General features: G+C 42.5%; 19 protein-coding genes and 1 pseudogene. 3 read left to right on the forward strand and 17 right to left on the reverse strand.

Annotated features, from left to right (window positions below; all coding sequences use genetic code 11):
• Positions 1 to 5 precede the first annotated feature (5 nt).
• Both V7L20_RS32935 and V7L20_RS30990 read right to left on the reverse strand, forming a co-directional pair.
• A complete protein-coding gene (locus V7L20_RS32935) occupies positions 6 to 287 on the reverse strand; it encodes a GNAT family N-acetyltransferase (RefSeq protein WP_442943667.1) in 282 nt (93 codons plus the stop codon).
• Positions 257 to 418 carry a hypothetical protein gene (locus V7L20_RS30990; RefSeq protein WP_334747755.1) on the reverse strand — a complete coding sequence of 54 codons (162 nt, stop codon included), beginning with the start codon at positions 416 to 418 and terminating at the stop codon, positions 257 to 259. Before V7L20_RS30990 ends, V7L20_RS32935 begins: the two co-directional genes overlap by 31 nt.
• Before the next feature lie 151 nt (positions 419 to 569).
• On the opposite strand from V7L20_RS30990, the pseudogene V7L20_RS30995 reads away from it, so the two are divergent.
• Positions 570 to 677 (forward strand): annotated as a pseudogene (locus tag V7L20_RS30995) (dienelactone hydrolase family protein); the annotation flags it as partial.
• 28 nt (positions 678 to 705) lie between these two features.
• Here V7L20_RS30995 and V7L20_RS31000 read toward each other — a convergent pair.
• Positions 706 to 1,065: a VOC family protein gene (locus tag V7L20_RS31000; protein ID WP_334747756.1), complete on the reverse strand. Its 360-nt coding sequence runs from the start codon at positions 1,063 to 1,065 to the stop codon at positions 706 to 708.
• A gap of 844 nt (positions 1,066 to 1,909) precedes the next feature.
• Here V7L20_RS31000 and V7L20_RS31005 point away from each other — a divergent pair.
• A complete protein-coding gene (locus tag V7L20_RS31005; RefSeq protein WP_334747815.1) occupies positions 1,910 to 2,992 on the forward strand; it encodes a sulfonate ABC transporter substrate-binding protein in 1,083 nt (360 codons plus the stop codon).
• Positions 2,993 to 3,133: 141 nt separating this feature from the next.
• On the opposite strand, the gene V7L20_RS32940 is transcribed toward V7L20_RS31005, so the two are convergent.
• From V7L20_RS32940 to V7L20_RS31020, 4 genes are all read right to left on the reverse strand, one after another.
• A complete protein-coding gene (locus tag V7L20_RS32940; protein WP_442943668.1) occupies positions 3,134 to 3,295 on the reverse strand; it encodes an HAD hydrolase family protein in 162 nt (53 codons plus the stop codon).
• A 368-nt stretch (positions 3,296 to 3,663) separates the two neighbouring features.
• The gene (locus tag V7L20_RS31010; protein ID WP_334747757.1) at positions 3,664 to 3,990 is read right to left on the reverse strand and encodes a hypothetical protein; all 327 of its coding nucleotides are present in this window, start codon (positions 3,988 to 3,990) and stop codon (positions 3,664 to 3,666) included.
• Between the two features lie 89 nt (positions 3,991 to 4,079).
• Positions 4,080 to 5,108, reverse strand: coding sequence for a phosphogluconate dehydrogenase (NAD(+)-dependent, decarboxylating) (gene gnd, locus V7L20_RS31015; protein ID WP_334747758.1), 1,029 nt, complete (start codon positions 5,106 to 5,108; stop codon positions 4,080 to 4,082).
• A gap of 190 nt (positions 5,109 to 5,298) precedes the next feature.
• On the reverse strand, positions 5,299 to 5,634 hold the full coding sequence (locus tag V7L20_RS31020) for a hypothetical protein (protein ID WP_334747759.1): 336 nt from the start codon (positions 5,632 to 5,634) through the stop codon (positions 5,299 to 5,301).
• Positions 5,635 to 5,949: 315 nt separating this feature from the next.
• Between V7L20_RS31020 and V7L20_RS31025 the strand changes: the two genes are divergently transcribed.
• Complete coding sequence (locus V7L20_RS31025) at positions 5,950 to 6,294, forward strand: RAMP superfamily CRISPR-associated protein (protein WP_334747760.1); 345 nt, start codon at positions 5,950 to 5,952, stop codon at positions 6,292 to 6,294.
• Positions 6,295 to 7,091: 797 nt separating this feature from the next.
• Here V7L20_RS31025 and V7L20_RS32945 read toward each other — a convergent pair.
• The 10 genes from V7L20_RS32945 to V7L20_RS31070 form a co-directional block, all read right to left on the reverse strand.
• The gene (locus V7L20_RS32945) at positions 7,092 to 7,214 is read right to left on the reverse strand and encodes a KR domain-containing protein (RefSeq protein ID WP_442943663.1); all 123 of its coding nucleotides are present in this window, start codon (positions 7,212 to 7,214) and stop codon (positions 7,092 to 7,094) included.
• 122 nt (positions 7,215 to 7,336) lie between these two features.
• Positions 7,337 to 10,249 (reverse strand): NHLP bacteriocin export ABC transporter permease/ATPase subunit, encoded by a 2,913-nt coding sequence (locus V7L20_RS31030; RefSeq protein WP_334747761.1) that lies wholly within the window; start codon positions 10,247 to 10,249, stop codon positions 7,337 to 7,339.
• A 2-nt stretch (positions 10,250 to 10,251) separates the two neighbouring features.
• Positions 10,252 to 12,483: an NHLP family bacteriocin export ABC transporter peptidase/permease/ATPase subunit gene (locus tag V7L20_RS31035; RefSeq protein WP_334747762.1), complete on the reverse strand. Its 2,232-nt coding sequence runs from the start codon at positions 12,481 to 12,483 to the stop codon at positions 10,252 to 10,254.
• Positions 12,470 to 13,915: an NHLP bacteriocin system secretion protein gene (locus V7L20_RS31040; RefSeq protein ID WP_334747763.1), complete on the reverse strand. Its 1,446-nt coding sequence runs from the start codon at positions 13,913 to 13,915 to the stop codon at positions 12,470 to 12,472. The genes V7L20_RS31035 and V7L20_RS31040 overlap by 14 nt, the downstream gene beginning before the upstream one ends.
• Before the next feature lie 163 nt (positions 13,916 to 14,078).
• Positions 14,079 to 15,437, reverse strand: coding sequence for a radical SAM family RiPP maturation amino acid epimerase (locus V7L20_RS31045; RefSeq protein WP_334747764.1), 1,359 nt, complete (start codon positions 15,435 to 15,437; stop codon positions 14,079 to 14,081).
• Between the two features lie 191 nt (positions 15,438 to 15,628).
• Positions 15,629 to 15,931: an NHLP leader peptide family RiPP precursor gene (locus V7L20_RS31050; protein WP_334747765.1), complete on the reverse strand. Its 303-nt coding sequence runs from the start codon at positions 15,929 to 15,931 to the stop codon at positions 15,629 to 15,631.
• A gap of 254 nt (positions 15,932 to 16,185) precedes the next feature.
• A complete protein-coding gene (locus tag V7L20_RS31055) occupies positions 16,186 to 16,446 on the reverse strand; it encodes a hypothetical protein (protein ID WP_334747766.1) in 261 nt (86 codons plus the stop codon).
• 763 nt (positions 16,447 to 17,209) lie between these two features.
• Positions 17,210 to 18,292 (reverse strand): cyclic nucleotide-binding domain-containing protein, encoded by a 1,083-nt coding sequence (locus tag V7L20_RS31060; protein WP_334747767.1) that lies wholly within the window; start codon positions 18,290 to 18,292, stop codon positions 17,210 to 17,212.
• A gap of 81 nt (positions 18,293 to 18,373) precedes the next feature.
• Positions 18,374 to 19,531 carry a DUF7005 family protein gene (locus V7L20_RS31065; protein ID WP_334747768.1) on the reverse strand — a complete coding sequence of 386 codons (1,158 nt, stop codon included), beginning with the start codon at positions 19,529 to 19,531 and terminating at the stop codon, positions 18,374 to 18,376.
• Complete coding sequence (locus tag V7L20_RS31070; RefSeq protein WP_334747769.1) at positions 19,528 to 20,340, reverse strand: MinD/ParA family ATP-binding protein; 813 nt, start codon at positions 20,338 to 20,340, stop codon at positions 19,528 to 19,530. The genes V7L20_RS31065 and V7L20_RS31070 overlap by 4 nt, the downstream gene beginning before the upstream one ends.
• Positions 20,341 to 20,367 lie beyond the last annotated feature (27 nt).

Here is a 20,367-nt window from a genome sequence, read left to right on the forward strand (position 1 = left end):
ATTACCTATGCGATAAGCTTTCCCATACTGACGCGTTCTTCGACAAGATAGCCAAGTTTTCTATAAAACTCAACTACTTCTGCCTTAGAGACACTAACTTGGAGATTGATTTTGAGACATTTCATCGCTATCAATATCCTCTCTGCGTGCCGCACTAGCTTGCTACCAATACCCTGCCGTTGATAGTTAGGACTGACCGCAACTGTGTATAGCCAACCGCGATGCCCGTCATATTCTGTAATAATAGTGTTTATAATTACATATAAATCTCCGTAATGTAAAATAATTCAGGCTGTACAGCAAGCTTCTGACTGATTACTAATTTTGGGCTGCTGTGCGATGGCTTATTAGGAAACACCTCATTCCACAGAGCAATTACTGATTCAGCATCAGATTCTTGATATGGTCTTATATTCATCTACATCTCTAAATCAAATGACTTGCCTTTGCCCATTGTTTGTGAAATACTACTCTGCAAAATACGGTAAATCGGTAAAATTTAAGTAATATTATACAAAACTTACCATAAAAAATTTCTTCCTCAAAGCAATTACAGACTAATCTCTAAAATGACAAACACAGAAATTCGCACCGCTCAAGTTAAAGTCCTTAACAGGGATTTGCAAATTGATGCTTACTTAGCTGAACCAGCACAAAAGGGAACGTTCCCAGTAATACCAAAATATTTTTTCAGCTAAAAATTAATCAAGCAAACTCAACATACTCAATAATGGTTCCATCAGGATGCATCGCTCGCATATTGGCTCCAGCAGGAACTTTGTTAGGTTCTGCCAGAATCACTGCACCCTGCTGAATAAGTGCTTCTCGAAAATCATTGAGTGAGTCAACGAGAAATGTTGCATGTGTACTCTTGAATGAAGAGAGTGCTTCTGCCGAACCAGCAATTAAAAGAATAGAACCCACACCTGCGAGTTCCAACTCAGCTTCGGAATATTGAAACCACAACCAACATTTTTCTGTAAAGAGATTTTCATAGAAAGCGATCGCCTCATCCAAGTCTATCGGACTAAGATAGACTCTAGTTAGTACTTTAAGAATTTGCATTGCAAACTGTCTGTTAGGCAGCTAGTGGATTTTATTTTGCTTACTCAGCAATTATAGTTAACTAAGATCGATCAATAATTTATCTTCAATTTTAAAAAGGTCTTCAACTCTGTGTTCACCTAGCTCTAGATAACGTTGTTCGCTGTCAATTAAAATACATTTCATTTTTACTCCTTTAGTCCCATAAAAGTCATCTGTATAGCTATTACCAATATATATACATGATGAAGCATCAGTACTTGGTAAAAATTTGCATAAAATCGTGGTAATTGAGCTATAAAAGTGAAACGCATAGGCGCTTCGCCTCAGCGTAGGAGCGAAAAGGTGGGTGCAGAGAAAGCAACGTAGAGTTTTTAAATTTTATTTGCTATGAGTTTATGAAATCCTGTACTTAGCTAGAGCGATGTATCACAAGAATTCGTAATTACGAACGGGTTACTTTAACGTAACTCTTAATTACAATCACTGGTCAATTTAGTGTAATGTATTTTTGATAACAGCTAGTTCGTTAAACCAGCGCTGGTTATTCTGGGTACTGCGATCGTAGCGTCCTTTTGTATAGAACTACTCATCATATTCGTTGGCTCTAGCGCGATACGACTCAATCTGTTGTTCAAGAGTATTATGTATTATCACCTGCTTTCTGATTCCGTTGAGTTTAGATTTGACGTTGCTATGACTTTTAAAGAAAATTTTGTATTCAGCAAATAAACTTGCCTTTCAGCTTTAATTATGTGATATTTTTATCATTATACATTAATACGGTAAATCAATAAACTTGCCGGAGTTATGCCGTAGTTTTGCTGTAGTCTGATATTAATTTACCCTTTAAAGTAGAGTGATGATATTGACTAAGTTCTTTCTAACCCGACTGTTGGGTATGGCTTTTGCCTTCCTCGAAAGATTCCAAGAACGAAGAATCGGCACTTTTTCGCTACTGTTTGCAGTGGGACTTGGCTTAACTCTGGCTATCTCTGCTTGTTCTCCAAGCGCAAGCGACAACTCTGGCACACCGCAGACAACCCAAGCCCCCAGTCCAGCAGCTAGCGGTACTACAGTTCACATAGGTTACCAGAAAGCGTCAACTGTTCTCTATGCCTTGAAAGCGAGAGGCGAATTAGAAAAAGTTTTCGCAGCTTCAGGAACTTCCGTAACTTGGTCGGAATTTCCTGCTGGACCTCCACTCCTAGAGGCATTGAATGCAGGTAGTATTGATTTTGGCTATACCGGAGAATCACCACCTATATTTGCTCAAGCTGGGGGTATTCCTTTGGTTTATGTTGCCTACGATCCTTGGAGTCCCAAGGCTGAAGCTATTTTGGTACCCAAGGATTCACCTATTAAAAGCGTGGCTGAACTCAAGGGTAAAAAAGTGGCTTTTGCCAAAGGTTCTAATGCTAACTATTTATTAGTAAAAGCCCTGGAAAAGGCAGGGGTACAGTACAGTGACATTCAACGAGTAACTCTCACTCCTGCCGATGCTCGTGCTGTATTTGAGCGAAAAAACGTTGATGCTTGGGCAATTTGGGACCCGTACTTAGCCGCAGCAGAAGCAGCAACAGGCGCACGTATTTTAGCAGACGCGACGGGATTAGCTTCCAATCGTGGTTATTATCTGGCTGCAAAATCTTTTGTTGATGGCAAGCCGGATGCCTTGAAAATAGTTCTTAATCAGATAAAGAAAGTTAGTGACTGGGCAAAAAATAATCCTAGTGAAGTTGCTAAATTTCTTTCTCCAGCTTTAGGTATAGATGTTCCTGTGTTAGAAATAGCAGAAAAGCGGCGTGAGTATGATTTACTTCCACTCACAGATGAAGTAATTACTAAACAACAAGAGGTTGCAGATACCTTCTACAAAATTAAATTGATTCCGAAAGAAATCAAAGTTAAGGAAATTGTTTGGCAAGGCAAATTGAATAATTCATAATTCCTAATACTAACCTTCTGCAAGAAGTAAGCTACGTAATTCGTAATTTTTGAATTACCAATTTGGATGAAACAGCCCTGGCTTTAAAAAAAAGAGCCACTGGGGTCTTGAGGTCTCCTTCAAGCCTGCGAACGCTGCTGTCTATTTTAGAGCATCGATAATCATTTTCATACTCAATGGTGGACGACCACTAGTAATGGCGAAAAGAATGCCTGCGTCCTGAAGTTGGCAAACAGCTGCACGAGCGCGATCGGTTATACCATTTCTTTGTGAGGCTGCGCCAAATTTTCTTTCTTCCTTTATGTCCTTTGCGCCTTTGCGGTTCGTTCCTTATATAATTTGGCGCATCATTATACAGAATTGGTATTAGTATTTTTTCCTTGGTGACTAATGTGCCATCAACATCTGCTAACAGCAGAGAAATTTTATAAAATTGAGTTGAATTTGTTTGACTCATAATCAAGGTACTAGTTGAAGCCAATTTACAAAAAAAGGCAGAGGGCAGGGGGGATGAGGGAGACAAGGAGAATAACTTCCGACTTCCGACTTCCTACTTCTGCCTCCTACCTTCCGAAGCAAATCCTTAGCAAGTTCTTGCCCCTGGTTCATCAATGAGCCAATGCCTAACTAGTCCTGCCGAACCAAGCTCAGAGATGATGTCGCAAAAGAAATTAGAGGCGCTTGCCAAGTAGGATAGGTAGTTTTGTTGAGTGCCGCATTCTCGATCTACTTGAGTTAACAAACAAATTTTGCAACTGCTGGAACATCTTAGCATCCTGAAATTCACCGCAAAGATAGTATGATCGCTGCTCAAGTTGCTGCCAAAGGCGATCATCAACACTAACGGTGGCGAATTCGTGAATATCCCGATTGAGTTGACTGCGAAAGTCGTTTTGGCTGATTTGGGTGTGAGCAACCCCAACAATCGCAAACTCCTGCGGTAGTAAATTGCTACGTGCCAGGTCGTAAAGTGCAGGTAATAATAAACGCTTGGTCAAATCTTCGGCAGCATCAAAGATGACGATCGCGCAAGGCCCAGCAGGATGAACCGAGGTTTAAACCTGAGACTGAGGTGCAGTTGTGATCGTCATGACGAAATCTCCGCGTGTTCTTCGTTATGTCCGCCGAATTGATGGCGCATGGCAGAGAGGATCTTACAGGCAAATTCGTCCTCTCCCCTGGAGCTAAACCGTTGATAGAGAGCGGCACTCAGCACGGGGGCAGGTGTGCCTTCATCGATGGCCGCCATAATTGTCCAGCGTCCTTCACCTGAATCCGACACGCGACCTGTAAAGTTAGAAAGTTGGGGATCTTGGAGCAGGGCGATCGCGGTTAAATCCAGCAGCCAAGAAGCAATGACGCTGCCCCGCCGCCAAACCTCAGCCACATCCGGCAAATTGAAGTCATATTGGTAGTGTTGGGGATCGCGTAGCGGAGTCGATTCAGCACTGGCAGCCCGCTGATGTTTACCGACGTTAGCGTGTTGCAAAATACTCAATCCTTCTGCATACGCCGCCATAATACCGTATTCAATGCCGTTATGCACCATCTTGACAAAGTGACCCGCGCCATTTGTACCACAGTGCAAATAGCCTTGTTCGGCCGTACCCCCTACCTTTTCTCGACCGGGTGTGCGAGAAATATCGCCTAGTCCGGGAGCTAATGTTTGTAGAATCGGGTCAAGATGTTTCACAGCAGCTTCCGACCCGCCAATCATCATGCAGTAGCCCCGTTCTAGCCCCCAGACTCCGCCACTAGTTCCGATATCAACATAGTGGATTCCCTTTGAGGCGATCGCTTTTGCTCGACGAATATCATCAATGTAATAAGAGTTGCCACCATCAATTAAGATGTCTCCTGAATCCAGTTTGGCAGACAGCTCCATCACCATGTCTTCGGTGGGATCTCCTGCTGGTACCATTAACCAGATGGCACGAGGCTTATCGAGCTTCTGCACAAAATCGTCCAAGCTATAGGTGCCGATTGCTCCTTCCGAAGCTAGCTGTTTAACTTTTTCTGGCGTGCGATTGAACACGACACACTCATGGTTGTTTCGCAGCAGTCGGCGGACAATATTCGCGCCCATGCGCCCCAGACCAATAACACCAAGTTGCATTGTTTTTTCTCCAAATATGATTGATTTAAATAGAATTTAGGAGTCACAATTCTTCTTCAAAGAATTTGCTTGATCGCAGTTTTCAAAGTAGCTAAATCGGCTCGAACATCTTTGCCCAGATGGACTCGCAGTGCTAGCCGATCGCGATCAGCTAGAACCTAAAAGTCTCCCCGCACTTGAGCCGCTTTCATTACTCCAAAGGTGTATTTCTGTTTAGGAACGGGGATGTCAGTGGTATCATCACAGGTGATTTGCAGAAATACACCGCTATTTGGCCCACCTTTGATGCCTGCCCTGTGGAGTGCAAGAAGCAAAGGCTAAAGCCGAGGCAGGTAGGAACCTGCTTGGCATCGCGAATTTTTGATCGAATCGCTTGCAGTTGCTCCTGATGAAACTCATTGCGCTCAATATACGCCAACAGTGCAAAATAATCTTCTGCCTGTAGTTGGTTCAAGTGAACACGCAGATAGTCAGCCAGCGATTGAGATTTACCTCCGTAGACTCTGTTAACAGTTGCTCCAGCCATGCACCTAAATCTGCAATTTTCGGTGAGCTAATCAGCGTCACTTTGTCTCGTCGTCCCTGCTTGGCCCAAGCGACGGGGGGAACAACCTTGTTCCCCCACGGAGTGCGTAGCAAGACGAAGTCCGGGGATGGAGTTTCCCGTCGCTTTCAATGAAGAAATAATGATTGTCAAAAGAGGCAAGGGAATTCCGGTGATCATAGTGGTAATTTTGGTGGAAATGGCGGTAATCAGCCTCCTATACCCTCTCCTTGGTTAAACCCATAAAATCCACCTCAACCACATTCAGAGGCTAGTTTTGTTGAATATCTGCGGTGGATGCGATCGCCCTCTTCTGAATACAAAGACCCTACCAAAGTACAAATATTGCAAATGGCCCAAGAGGGAGCAAACTACTCAAAGCGATTAGATGACCTCACCAAACGTACAGAATTAATAGCTAAAAATAGTTTTAAAGTTCAATGTCCTTGGAGAATTCGAGTCGGGGGGCATCGAGGCCCAGAGAGTATTTTATTAACCGCTTTTGATGCTTTAGGTATTGCTTATATTCCCTCTAGTACCTTGCGAGGTATCGTTAGAACCCAAGCTATTCGAGAAATAATCACTCAACAGCAAATAGATTGGAAACAAGCAGAAAAGCAAATTGCACCTTGCTTTGGTTGATTAGACGCAAAAAATAAAAGCGATCGCTTAGGTAAAATAGTATTTCTGGATGCTTACCCTCTGCCCAATCAAAGGGGGAATATTTTTGGTCGTTAGAAAGACTGCGAATTATTTTTGCTTGGCAAAGAGGTGATTTTGTCGAAGCTCAATTATGGTTAAAAATCCATCAAAATCATCATCTACTATTATATAAATTAGCTGGTTTTTTAACAAGATATAGTAACTAGGAATCTGATAGTGATTTTTTCCGGAAGTTGGGATAATGGCTAAATTCTAATAATCTCAACAATGTTGTTGATTCGGAGAAGATCCAAAGTTGGAGTTGCTAGCAATTGCACTGTGGGCTTCTGTTCCTCCCGACATAGTAATAATGTCTCCGTTGCGGTATTCATGGATGGCGTTCTGGGTTGGTTTCTTCCATAGCCCAATACTCGTCTAACGTAAGGCGAGTTATTATTACATCACAGGGACTGGTTTGAGCAAAGACCATAATCAGACCTCTTGAATAATTAGCTCTAAAACTATTATCAGCAACGCAAGGAAGAATTGCTAATGAATAGTCGAATGCCGCAACTTCCAATTGGAGCTACGATGTGCGTAATCGCCTAGTTTGATGTGTTTTATTGCCTTTGGGCAAGAATTCATCCAATTCACCAACAGCAAAGAAATACTGGTAGAGACGGCTTGGCGTTGGGAGCTTGGGAGAGTGCTGGAATATGCCAGTAGTTGAAATGGCGATCGCTATTTTATCCCATGTTTTCCATCTGAGCGATCACTTGTATTACTTGAGCTGATACCTATTTGCGTCCAATCAACATTAAGTGCCGCGCCCCTTGCTGTACCATCCACTGTGCTACTTTTAGACCTAACGCCCACAAGCCTCCAGTAATTAGATATGTCCAATCCGATTGCAACCGCACTGAACAGCCACATAACGCTGTCCTTGTCTGAAGGCGATTTGGTCTTCCCCTTGAGAATCCCAAATATAATATTAATTCTAACCTTTGCCTCCTTAATTGTTTGACATCCCACGGTGATTCAACTACGCCATTTGCCGAGCCATTAACTGGGCAAATAGCCCATCAACAGCAGCTAGTTCCTGAAAATTTCCTTGCTGTATAACCCTACCTGCTTGAAGTACATAGATACGATGAGCGTTACGGATGGTGCTAAGTCGATGAGCAATAACTATCCTAGTAACTTGCAATTTATCCAAACTTTCACTGACAATCGCCTGGGTTTTGTTATCAAGCGCACTAGTAGCCTCATCGAATAACAAAATGCGGGGTTTCAATGCTAAAGCACGGGCAATCAGTAACCGTTGTCGTTGCCCTCCAGAGAGATTACCACCTCCTTCACTAATCACAGTATGCATAGACATGGGCATGGCTGCAACATCGTCAGCAAACCCAGACATCCGCGCTGCCTCCCAAGCTTCATCGAGTGTAATCTGAGCACCGCTAGTAATATTATCGAAAATAGAGGCTGACATAATCCGGCCATTTTGCAGAACGACACCTAACTGTCGCCGTACTGCCTCAACATCCAACCCAGACAAATCTTGACCATCATAATAAATACTGCCATCTTCAGGAGCCTCAAACCCCAACAGCAATCTAAATATAGTAGATTTACCACTTCCAGAACCGCCTACAAGTGCAATAAACTCCCCAGGCTCGGCATGAAGACTGATATCTTCCAGGGTTACAAGCCCATCTTGACGGTAGCGAAACGTGACATAATCCACAGCAATTCTACCCATGAGTTTACCAGGATCGGCTTTGCACAGATCCACTTCCGGGATAGTTTCTAAAATTGGTTGAGCGCGTTTCCACTGGGGAATGACTTGCAAAGCGTCGGTAAGTGTATTGCTTACGTCTGTGGCACCTTTAATAAAAGTACCAAACGCACTGTTAAAAGCCAGAAAAGTCCCAATGCTCAATCCGATTGCACCTGTAGTCTGGGCTGATTCAAGCTGTTGGATAGTAAACCAAAACAGGATGGCAGAAGTTAGCGTCGGCATGACTGTATTGAAAAGGGCAACACCGTCTTCAACGTTCTGGGTGCTAAGTTCCAGTTTTATTTGCCGACTGTAATTTTTACTCCAAGAAGCGAAACCGCGCTCCTGCGCCCCAGCGACACGTAGTTTAGAAATGCCATTGATTAGCTGCACCGTCTGTCCAAAGATATTTCCCTTTATTTCCAACAGTGGACGAACTTTACGGACGAGGAGCATACCAGAGAGTGTAGTAACAACGATTACAACTACTGCTACAGCCACAGCAACTAAAGCTAATTTCCAGCTGTAGTAAAACAAAAGTCCTAAGTTTAATAATGAAAACAAGCCAGTGATTAGAGTAATCAGAGTTGTGCCACTTAGTAGGCGACGGATTGTACTAATTGATGTCACACGAGACTGAAGATCCCCTGTAGTGTATTGGCGAAAAAAGGATACTGGCAAGTTTAGCAGCCGATCCCACACAGCAGCTTGAGTAGAGGCATCCGAAATTGTTTCCACGCGCAAAAGTGCAAATCCCTGAGCCAGCCGAAATACTGCCGTCCCAAAAGCTGCAACCAGCAACCCCAACCCAACTTGTAGCAACAATCCGCGATCGCTATCTGGAATGGCGTTGTCAATCAAAATGGCTGTGGCGTAGGGTGTGAGCATACCCAGCAGTGTAGCGGCAATACCAGTCAAAAAAACGATTAGTATATCCCTGCCACGATTTTGAAGCGCGAACTGAAATAAATCGCCAGCTTTGAGAACTTTATCGGGCAAAGACCGATAAAACATATAAGCAACTGGCGCTAGTGTCGAGGCAATTTTGGCATCTACAGTCAGACGAGTGCGGTCGCTTGGATCAAAGATTTCGTAGCGAGTGGCAGAAATGGGCAGGAGTGCCATCGGTCGGTTGTCCTCTTGGGTATAAGCAACCAAAGGGCCACAGTCCTTTTCCCACCAGTTGTCTCGCAACAAAATCTGTCGCATCCTTAACCGCGAAGCTCTAACAATTGCCTCCAATGGCTCCTTCACCCGCTTCAAATTCTCTGATTTAGCAGGGGGGCGAATTTTCACGCCTAAACACCTGCCTACAGCACCAGCAACAATTAACAACGGCGCACCTTCCAAGAAAAAGGTTGCTTCTTGAGTTCCCAAGGAAGATGCTAGTTCGCCTAGAGCCTCTGCTGTCACCTGGTGATTGAGACGTTCTTGTTCAGTCAGCCGTTGCAGTTCTTCTTGCGCTTCTTGCTGTTCTAGAAAGTTGATATATTGCAGCAGTTGAGTATGAAGCTGAGAAAGTCCCCCAAGCAATATATCTGGGTTGCGGATGGTGCTTGTGGTTTGAGTGGCAAGCTGAACCTCTCCCACAGCTTCTAACCACATACCATCACTGAGGGGAAAAATTCCCGATGCTGGATCTATCAATTCCTCAAGCTCCATCCAGCGTGCATTTCCTTGCTGAATTTGTACCCAAGTGATCGCTTTAGGTTCAGGTTGGAGAGTTTGACCATCAATTAAAGAAAATCGCGCTTCTCCCACAGCCGGGACTTGAATTGCTGAGGTGGCGACATGGGGAAGTGTCGCGTCGATTTGCTCAAGCCAACCCTCCACCAAAGTAATTATTCTAGTATCTCCATCAACAACTAACTCCTCAAAGTATTCTCGGTCTACCTTCAGCAATTCTGTTTCTCCCATCGGCACTGCCAAGAGTCGGCGTTGCCTATCAATAGAGTCATGAGCAGTTCCGAAAAGTGCCTGTTGGGGATTGCTAGTGAACAAATAACGGCGAGTTCCTTCTATAACATTATTTTCAACTGTGACAGCAAACAACGCTACAGAACCGGACTGCACCACCCAAATGGTCTGTGGGTCGTCTAGCAGTATTGGTTCATTTCCTTTAAGGCTGTGCAGTTGCCCTTTAAGGTCTTTGATCCTAAGTTGGTTGATGACCATAATTAAGTTCCCTCTTCACTGCTGATTAACCGTGAGTACACCCCCTCTACTTGCCACAATTCCTCGTGAGTACCTCGTTGCACTACCTTTCCACGTTCAAGGACGATGATTTGATCGCAGTCGCGGATCGTGCTTAATCGGTGTGCAACAATCAGGCACGTACACCCACGTCGCCGCAGATTTTGGTCAATAATTTTTTCCGTCTCCGAATCCAGAGCGCTGGTAGCTTCATCCATAATCAGGATTGAAGGATTGTTAACCAAAGCACGGGCTATTTCTAATCGCTGTCGTTGACCTCCACTTAAATTGGCGGCTCCCTCAATTAGTTCTGCATCAAATCCGCCAGACATGGAGAAAATTACATCATCAATGGCAGCATCTTTACTAGCCCGCACTAGATTTTTATCTGGTACTGTGGTATCCCATAAAGTCAAATTTTCTCTGACAGTTCCGCCAAACATCAAAATATCCTGCTCTACTAAACTGACAGAGTTCGTTAATATCGATTGCGGAATCTGCTTTCTAGGTTGACCATCAAAGCAAATTTCTCCCTCCCAAGGTTCGTAGAGTCCACTTACTAGTTTGGCAATGGTAGACTTGCCAGAGCCGCTCCCGCCTACTAGAGCTACTCGCCCTCCAGGCTTGACTGAAAGGCTAAAGTTTTCAATCAAAGGCGGATCTAGGCGGCTATAGCCAAATGTCACATTCTCTAGTTCGACGTACCCCTGTAATCTAGGCACAGAAGATGAGGGAAACAAAATCTCTTTATCTTTTCCTGCTTCATCAATCGGGTTATCTAACACATCATCTAGGCGAATCAAATTTCCCTCCATTTCTTGGAGGGTACTACCGAAGTTGACGAGATTGTTAACAGGCAGCAAAAAGCTCTGCATTAATCCTTGAAAGGCTATCAGCATTCCGATGCTGAGGTGTCCATCCACCACTCGTAAACCCCCTACAACCAACAATGCCATTGATGAAAGTGACGACAAAAGTGTAGGTAATACTGAGAAGGTTTGGTTTGTCACCCCTAGTTCTTGCTGAGAATTGATCGCCTTGGTGTAGTAACCTGACCATCGCGAAAAGAAATCTGATTCCAAACCAGATGCTTTGAGAGTTTCTATACTTTGGAGAGCAGCAATCGACGCACCAGCAGCTTTACCATACTCTTGGATTAATCGCTGATTAGCATCGACGCGCTGACGAGAGATCCACTGTAAAGTTAAGACATTTACAGCAGCAAAACTAGCTACCAATAAAGTCAGTACCCAGTCATATTGAAGCATAACTAGGGCGTAAAAAATTACCATGACTGCATCAATGACTGTAGTTGCCAATCGCCCCGAAAGCACATCAGCAACTTGGTCGTTGAGACTGGTGCGGTTACTAATTTCACCCGCAAACCGTTGGGCGTAAAAACCAACTGGTAGACGCAGGATGTGCCACAGAAAGCGGCTGGACATTCCCACAGATAGCTTGACTTTCAAGCGGCGCAGATACCGCAACCGCAGCAGGGTTAATACTCCTTGGAGGACTACTGCGATCGCCATTGCCAGTAACAAAGGACGTAGCCAATGCTGCCGTCCTTGTACCAAGATTTCGTCTACAAACACTTGACTAAATACTGGTATCGCTAGCCCGACGAGTGTCAACAAAAATCCTGCTAGTAAACAGTAAATTAAAACACCAGTAGCACTTTGTAGCCGTGACCACAGCGATAAAATCAAACTGGGTTTACGACCACCTGTAGTGAACTCTGGGCCTGGTTCCATAACCAGCACCACTCCGGTATATCCTTCATCAAATTCCTGCCGCGACACCTTTCGCGGCCCGGTGGCTGGGTCATTAAGATAGACATAACTAGAGCTAAATCCCTCCACTACCAGGAAGTGGTTGAAGTTCCAGAACACAATATAGGGAAGGCTGAGGTCTGAAAGTTGATTTAGTTCCTTTTTAAAGCCTTTGGCTTGGAGTCCATAGCTTCTAGCAGCTTTAAGGACATTGGAAGCTTTGCTACCATCGCGAGAGACTCCGCACTCTCGACGCAGTTCTGGTAGAGGCACAATCCGACCATAGTAACCTAGAATAATTCCCAAAGCGGCAGCACCACATTCGACTGCCTCCATTTGCAAAAGCGTGGGTGTCTTTACCCGCTTGCTTTCACCTTTGAGCAGGTTTTGCAGATACTGCAAAGGATTTATCGGTGTCACTAATGAAAGATTAGTAGATACCACTAAAAGACCTCAGAATAGGTAAAACAAATGTAATCGGCGATCGCTCTTCCACCTTGACTCGCACAGATGTAGTCGTTCCAGAAGAGATTTTCAACTGCGGCCCATCAGAAGAAGACCACTTGTAACCGCTAAAAGTGGTAGAATCTGGCTGCAAGTCAGCAAATACTTGAATAACAGCCTCTTGCTTCTCACCCATCAGACTTGTCACTACTTCGGAATTGCCCACTACACTAGCGGCCGCTTCTCTAGTAATCGGAAATGGTGAAACAGTGGTAATCTTACCGACAATACCGCCAAAGCGTTCCCGTTTCACGGTTTGCGGTGTAATTTGCAGCGTCATACCCCGTTGAATTTTCTTACCCTCTGCAACTGGAAAATAGGTTATACCAACCAGCTTGCTAGATGAAGTTTCCGCATCTATACTCCCTAAACGGGTTCCAGCATCAATGACCTGTCCAGGACTAACAGTGATTTCTAGAACACGTCCTGAGTGTTGAGAGACAATCTGGCTGTTATTGCCTAGTTCTTGTTCGAGTTTGGCAATTTCTCGCTTGACTTCTTGAATCTCATTTTTGCGGGTAGTTGCAGTTTGTAGGTCTTCTTGAGCTAGAGTAGCTGCTTTACTATTTTGTTCTTGCAACTGGGCTTGGATGTTTTTGATTTCGTTCAGATTTGAGAGATATTGTTGTTGTGCATCAGCTTCTTTAACGTCTAGTTGCTTCAGCTGAGATTCAGCTTCATCAATGTTTGCACGCGCATCGTCGTATTGTTGCCGCGCTTCTAACACCACATCATCAGGAATTGCCCCCTCTTTCAATAACTTCTGGCGGTTTTCTAGTCTCTTTTTATGAGTAGGAAGTAGCCCTTGGAGTGTTTGTAAGCGTCGCTGTAGATTTAGGCGATCGCGCCCGATTGACACCAGCCCTTTCTCCCTCAACACGGGTGTCAAATCCTGGACAATTTTTAGTCTTTGCTCAAGAGTTAGGCGTTGTTCTTGGATTGCCTTTGTGTCAAGCTGCTGACGCTGCCCTTGTAATAAACTGGCGTTGCGATCCTGCTCCTCTAATTGGGCTAGTTTAGCCTGCGCTAATTGTAATTGTTTACGCAGGTCAACTTGGTCAACTGTTGCTAGTATGTCTCCCTTTTTGACCACATCCCCAACATTCACATTTAAAGCAACTAACTGCCCTGCGCTTTTCGACTGTAGTGGCACAACTGTACGCGGATAAATCAGTACTCCTTGACCTTCCACAGTAATCGGAATGCGTCCATAGATACTCCAAACCACGGCAACTGCTACCAAAGAACCCAAGGCAGTTAAAGGCAGCCAGCTTTTGGGGCTAACTACCTGCATTAGTTGGTCTAATCTTTCAGGTGAAGATAAACGCTCTAGTGAGTCTTTTCGGAATAGGTTTTGCTTGTGTTCAACCATTTAGGATGCCTCGACAATCACTTGTGCGAAAAAATCTCCCTTTTTCTCTAGCTTAAATATTTTAAGTTCTCTAAATAGAGATTTGTACTTAGTAACTTAGAGGGTGCAACATTAGCTATCAATACACAATTTTTAAGGGAAAACTAACAATTTTTTCTTATCCTTAATCTTTGGGTTTCGGCTCATCGTCTAAAACTCCCTTCTCTAACATGAGATTAAAATTGTGAAATGTATAAGCAGGCAAAATACTACGGGTGTCAAATATAGAAGCAATCTCTTTAGCAGTTTTACTACCCTTGTGTATAATTTCACCTAACTCATTGAGATAGGAATCGTAGCGAAATCTAAATTTTTTTAAATTAGTTGATAGTTGGAAACCATCAGGAAGGCTTTCATATTTCAGGTCGCTACGGAAACTTATTAGCTCATTTGGTCGAACTGTCAGAGGCATATTGTCTCTTATCATCCTCTCAAGGAGAATTTTTAGCTGATTGGCATCAGAGAAAGTTCCTTCGTCATAAACTATGTAGCCTAATGGCCAACGATCATTCGCATTACAAGGACTGATAAGTTTGACACTACGCTCAACCATATTGAATAAAAATCCTGTTACACAAGCAATTGTCCCTTGATAAGGAGTTTTGCTATCTTTTTCTACTTTTTTTAGGTTTCGCTTCCGTGTTCTTCCAGCTTCTGCTTTTGTACTATTAGAACCTTCATTTTGAAGTGCTAATTTAACAAATGCTAATTCCTCCGCACTAAATTCTTCATGGACTTGGTTAAACATTTTTAGGGAAAGAATAGAGAAACGATCAAGTGGACATCCCTTTTCACCTGCAAGTTTCAGTAGCGATCTAGTACGAGATGGATCTTTCAAAGGTTGAGCTGTAGTTGTTTGAGGAAACATTCCCAAAACTTCATAAAAATCGCTACAGAATTTTTCGTAATCTGGATTATCAAGGGGATCTGTCGCCCAATAGCAAAAGCCTGCGCCAGCGGACTCTCCTAGTAGTTCTTTGATTAACTCAAGGACTTCGCGCCATAATTGGGCATTTTCTGGAGTGTAAAAGAAAATGTCACTGAGGCGAGGTGCAGCTACTCCGCAGAACCAGCATCCAACAGAACATCCTTTATTAAGTTCAAAACAAACAGGAGCATGAATAATTGAATCGTGAACTGGCTTGATAAACTGACTTTCGGTGCGAGCAATTTGTCGCGATCGCCACGCTTTGAAGTGAGAATTAATGGGAGAATTAGCTATAGACCTGATTCGTTGTGGTCTAATTTTTTCTGCAAGTTCCCAATAACTTCTTAAAAAAGTAGAATCTGATAATTTTTTTTCACTCTTGTTACTTAACTCTGTATCACATAACGTCTTGATTTCTTCAGGATCAATTTTGATATCATAGTGAATAATAGCTCTATACGGATCTATAGATACTTGCTCTCTAAAATTAGCATCTGCATGATACCTTTCTAGAAAACGTTTTGTATGGGTTAAGTTTAATAATTGTGTTTTCATTGTTGTTAAGTCCGTACTAAAATACTTTGATTTTTGGTACTGATATTTAACCTATAGAGACGCGAATTTTTGCGTCTCTACAAGGATTCTGGGCTTAACTGAACAGTATTAGACTACAGTAAGCCTATCTCGTTTTAACTTTGGTGGTTGCAGTTCATCTACAGAGACATTTTAATGCTTTTGGAATACCGTTAAGTAGTACCTACTATGACTCCAGAAGTTACAAAATGCCAATTTCCTCCTGCTACAGCCTCCAAGGCTTCATCAGATAACTCTTCAGAAACTTGTGGACTTCTAGGAAGTGCTAAATAGATAGTATCTGCTGTTTCCTCCACCACTCTAATTATGAGATTTTCAGGAAGTTGTTGACCCAACTCTCTGGTATAAACTGCCTTGGGGTTGTTGATTAGTTCTTGCTTGAACGCTTCATCTTTCCAAGCTTTGGCAATCAGTTCAGATTCAAGTTCTCTACGACCTTTCTTTTGTTCAGTCATGTGACTATTTCCTTAGATTTAAATTACTAGATCTAACACTGAATGAGGATTTATAACGTGCAATTACAAGAACCTGTATTCTTGTAAATTTAGGCTTAAAAATCTCAATTCAGATTCTTGATATCGGTTTATCGAGTGCAAAAGTTGGCAGCAATATAGAATATTTCAGTTGAATTAACTAACGATCACTGCCGTAACAAGTGAAGCTTAAGACTTTTATCAGTCAAAGAGATATGACTTTCTCAAATGCACTATCACTTGCCCTTTATTAGACCACCTACACTGTCTATGGCTTTTCCGACAACATTACCACTTAGGTAGTTCAAGTTTGACTCCCCACTATTTTGGCCACTAAGCCCATCTGACAATCCTTGCTCTAAATCCCTAATGCCTTCTACAACAGGATTTCCTCCTCCGGCAATTGCTTCTAGTTCTTCAGCATTGAGCTGATCCGAAGCTTGAGCTTCAGCTTGCTGTTCTGAAACTGGCAAGTTTTTTTCTTGAAGATTTTCCATTTTTATTTCTCCTTGTGTTCAATAAATTACAGGCTTAATGTTGTTTGATGATATTTGTTTTCTATCTCTCATTAATACCTGCTATATTTAAAACTTTAAATAATCCAAACTACAAAGACAATCCACATTCTTTTGATATAACTAACGTTTTTTTAGATATAAGTTTTGTTTGTAAAACGGGAAAAACACATTTAAAATAATTTGAGTATATAAGACTATCGCTAGACATGGTTAGAAATTTGTTTGTGTTCAATTAATTTTGGATGTAAAATTTAAGAGGATATTTAAAAATTACTCATATTGGCATTAAAAATTTTAAATCCCCCCTAACCTCTTTTTAAGAGAGGTTAGGGAGAATCTAAAAGTGCCTAAAGTCACAGCAAAACACTTTTCCAATAACTTCTTAAGGATTATAAGCTGCTCACACAATGGATAATGTTTTGAAAAAAAATAACGATTTTTTGGAAAATAAATCTTTGTCATCTAAAATTGGCAAAGGATGTATGATTTTATGATACTGGTATGGATAATAAAGTTTTTTGGAGAATGTCAGAATTACGAATTAGTAACTAGACTAAATAATCTCGATAACTATAATTGCAGTCCCTACAAATAGAACTGTAAAGCTACACATTATTTTAACTCCTCCAACCTCCCGATGCTTTGGGGAGGAACCGCAGGGGGTGAGGTTCTTTCTATACGTTTTCATAAAGAATTGGTATTAAGTTAAAACTTAACACCTTAAAATCTATTGCGAATAAAATTAAATTCCTCTTAAACGACTCAACATCCAATCAAATCTGGTTCCTGCCAGTGCCATATTATCTAAAACATAAGAATCCAATTCATCCTCATATTCAACATTTTCATCTAATGATTGACCTTTGCTATAAATGCGTCTGCCATAACCAAGCCGACTGAACATTTCTTGTAGGCGATTTGCAAGCAGCGTAGCAATTACCTGATAAAATCGAGACGCAAAACCTATATCCTGCTGTAATTTTGCTGCTAATTGTTGTCGAGGAATTGACAACACAAGTGAGTCTTTAGTAGTTTTGACAGTTGCAAAAGGCAAACGGGTATCAATGAAAGCTGTTTCTCCCACAATTTCGCCTTTAGATAATCTCCCTATTTCTCTGCTTCTGGTTTCGTCACCCTCTAAAGCAGCAAAAGCACGAGTTAAGGGATTGCGTTCATCCTCACAAACGGAAACTGTCATTGTTCCATTTAGGAGGATATACAGCGCATCCACAGGTCCTCCTTCACGGATAAGTACTGTGTTAGGGGCAATTTTTTGGCTAGTACCTGTAGCCATCAGCCAATCGATGTCACTATCATGCAATTGTTCCAAAACAAACAGCATATCTCTGAGCGTATTGCTCTTAACAAGTTTGCTACGGCCAAGTTGAGAGATTCTATTTGCAAGTAGAATAGCGATCGCTCGATAAAACCGACAAGCAAAACTAATATCCTGCTGCAATTTTGCCCTCAATTGCTGCTGAGAAATCGATATTACCACTGATTTTTCAACTGCTTCAACAGTGGTAGCAGCCGGGTGGACATTAATAAACGGAATTTCTCCTACTATCTCACCACTTGAAACCCGTGCAATCTCTCGTCCTAATGTTTCACTATCCTCCATAGCTGCAAAAGCTTGATCGAGAGGATTGTTTGCAGTTTGCGAAACAGTAATTGTGAATGTTCCATCTAATATTATGTGTAGGGTATCGAGAGCTTTTCCTTGCTGCACAAGAATAGTGCCAGCAGGTATTTCCTTTTTACGACCCGTAGCGATCATCCAATTAATGTCACTATTACTCAATTCCTTAAGTAGAACTTCTGTCATAAGATTAGGGATTAGGGATTGAAGATTGGGGATTAGGGATTAGGCATGAAGAAAAAAGATGCAAGTTGTTTATCTTAATTCTCAATCCCGCAATTGGTCTAGAATTTTTTGGATATACGAGTGCGCCTCAGAGTCAGCCAATTCCTCCAATGTTAAATAAGTCAAAGCGATTAACATTAGAGGTTGACTATTGAGAGTTCTTAACTCGCTTCCATGTTCAGCGTCAAAGCGCTCCAAATTCTCAGCAGCAGACTTCACCAATGCTTGTAGAATCTTAAATGCTCCCTCTGAAAGCGGCGGTTTACCCCGGTAATTTTGCAATCTCCCTCCTTCTCGGTAATCTGGAAACGACTCCAGCCCCAGAAATCGTAAAAACCAATCAGCCCGGTAATGTCCTATAGCCGCTACAATACCTCTGTAGTCGGCAATCAGTTCGTCGAGTAGATTATTCCGCATCGAGCCAAATAAGCGGTGTGTGAAGTAGTGAGTACATTCATGTTCCAGCCGAATAGTTAGCGATAAATGCCGCCATTCTGGTTCCGAAAGTCCGATGTCGCTGGCTGAAACATTGCTATAGAAACCATCACTCAAAATAATCAACCGATCTTGATAGAGCTGCTTTTGCGGAATTAGTCGCCCAAATTCTTCTAACCAATTACTTTCGGAGCAGTTACCAAAATTTTGAGCTGACCATTGTTGGCGATATTGGCGAACCCGATCCCAGTTGTTGAAACCAGTAACTATACAAGCTCCCATAGAAGCAGGGACTGGTAGTGGTTCATTCCGCCTTGTCAGTGCTTGTACCAAACAAACAAAATCTTCTCGGTTCCTAGTAAATAAAATCGGGATGACTCCAGCCAAGCTTTGATGTAGCATCAACTGAAGTTGTTCTGGTTGCTGCAAAATTAAACCAGTTGCTTCGATCATACCATCCACAGAAACACCCTTTCGGGTAGCAAAGCGGTATGCCTCAGTTTGGCTGATGCCTTCGACTATCGGGAACTGTAACTGTACCAACTTACTTGATAAAGCTTGAAAGACTCCTACCTCTTGAGCAAAAGTAGCGTATTCTTCCCACGCAGCTACATGGGGTTCGGATGGAAGCGGAAACTTGGCGGAAAGTGTTGAAAAACTGCGGTCAAAGATATTTTGATTGTAAGCAAGCAATTCTTCTGTCTCCAAGGCAGTAGCACCATAGGAGGCAAGTACACTAGCACGAAGTTGCTGTTGATTGCTCAAGAGTAATTGCCTCCTACTAATACCTCCTTTAGCTCAACTTGATCCATAATCTGCCGAGCAATTTCTTGCACCGTCTGGTTAAACGGATGGTCAGGGTAACGCAAGCAAAACAAACCACTGCTGGCTAACTGAATTATCTCTTCTGAAAGAGGCACAATACCAGCCACTGGAGTGTTGTAGATTGTTTCCATTTGTTCTCGAAGAGTGTTGAAATCCAAAGCTGGTAGTACCTTATTAATTACCAACAGCATTTTGTCCACTTTTAATTTTTTCGCCACCTCCACCGTTACCGCAGTACCTTGGAAGTCTTGGCGATCTGGACGCAGGATGACGACTAAGATATCAGAAATCGCGATCGCTAGTAGGGTTTCTTCATTCAGACCAGGATGAGTATCAATCAACAAATAGTCCAGGTTGAGATAGCGGATTAGATCCTCAAAACCGTCGTTGAGTTTGCCTACGTCATAACCCTCACGTAAGATGCGGGAAATTTCACCTGCCTTAATACTGGAAGGAATTAGGTAGAGGCTGCCATTTACTCTAGATGTCTCCCCTTCCGTATTTAAAGTATGACTGACATCGTAGGCAGCATCTTTAATCACACAGCGTCCCCATAAGTAGTCATTGAGGGAGCGATTCATCTTTTCCTCGTCTAGACCGAAAATAATATGAATCCCTGGTGACTGAATATCGGTGTCAATAATACCTACACGTTTTCCTTGACTGGCAATAATAGCAGCTAAGTTAGCAGTTAAATTTGATTTTCCCGTACCACCACGAAATGAGTGAATAGATACAATTTTGGACATAATGCCATACCTTTGCTATGTGAAAAC

The sequence above is a fragment of the Nostoc sp. genome (genome assembly GCF_036916735.1).
Lineage (GTDB): Bacteria > Cyanobacteriota > Cyanobacteriia > Cyanobacteriales > Nostocaceae > Nostoc.

What these genes read in the sequence shown, in the direction of transcription:
- V7L20_RS30990 (WP_334747755.1), bottom strand. Translation starts at nt 418, where the DNA reads ATGAATATAAGACCATATCAAGAATCTGATGCTGAATCAGTAATTGCT.
- V7L20_RS31000 (WP_334747756.1), bottom strand. Translation starts at nt 1,065, where the DNA reads ATGCAAATTCTTAAAGTACTAACTAGAGTCTATCTTAGTCCGATAGAC.
- gnd (WP_334747758.1), bottom strand. Translation starts at nt 5,108, where the DNA reads ATGCAACTTGGTGTTATTGGTCTGGGGCGCATGGGCGCGAATATTGTC.
- V7L20_RS31020 (WP_334747759.1), bottom strand. Translation starts at nt 5,634, where the DNA reads ATGGCTGGAGCAACTGTTAACAGAGTCTACGGAGGTAAATCTCAATCG.
- V7L20_RS31025 (WP_334747760.1), top strand. Translation starts at nt 5,950, where the DNA reads ATGCGATCGCCCTCTTCTGAATACAAAGACCCTACCAAAGTACAAATA.
- V7L20_RS31030 (WP_334747761.1), bottom strand. Translation starts at nt 10,249, where the DNA reads ATGGTCATCAACCAACTTAGGATCAAAGACCTTAAAGGGCAACTGCAC.
- V7L20_RS31040 (WP_334747763.1), bottom strand. Translation starts at nt 13,915, where the DNA reads ATGGTTGAACACAAGCAAAACCTATTCCGAAAAGACTCACTAGAGCGT.
- V7L20_RS31045 (WP_334747764.1), bottom strand. Translation starts at nt 15,437, where the DNA reads ATGAAAACACAATTATTAAACTTAACCCATACAAAACGTTTTCTAGAA.
- V7L20_RS31050 (WP_334747765.1), bottom strand. Translation starts at nt 15,931, where the DNA reads ATGACTGAACAAAAGAAAGGTCGTAGAGAACTTGAATCTGAACTGATT.
- V7L20_RS31055 (WP_334747766.1), bottom strand. Translation starts at nt 16,446, where the DNA reads ATGGAAAATCTTCAAGAAAAAAACTTGCCAGTTTCAGAACAGCAAGCT.
- V7L20_RS31060 (WP_334747767.1), bottom strand. Translation starts at nt 18,292, where the DNA reads ATGACAGAAGTTCTACTTAAGGAATTGAGTAATAGTGACATTAATTGG.
- V7L20_RS31070 (WP_334747769.1), bottom strand. Translation starts at nt 20,340, where the DNA reads ATGTCCAAAATTGTATCTATTCACTCATTTCGTGGTGGTACGGGAAAA.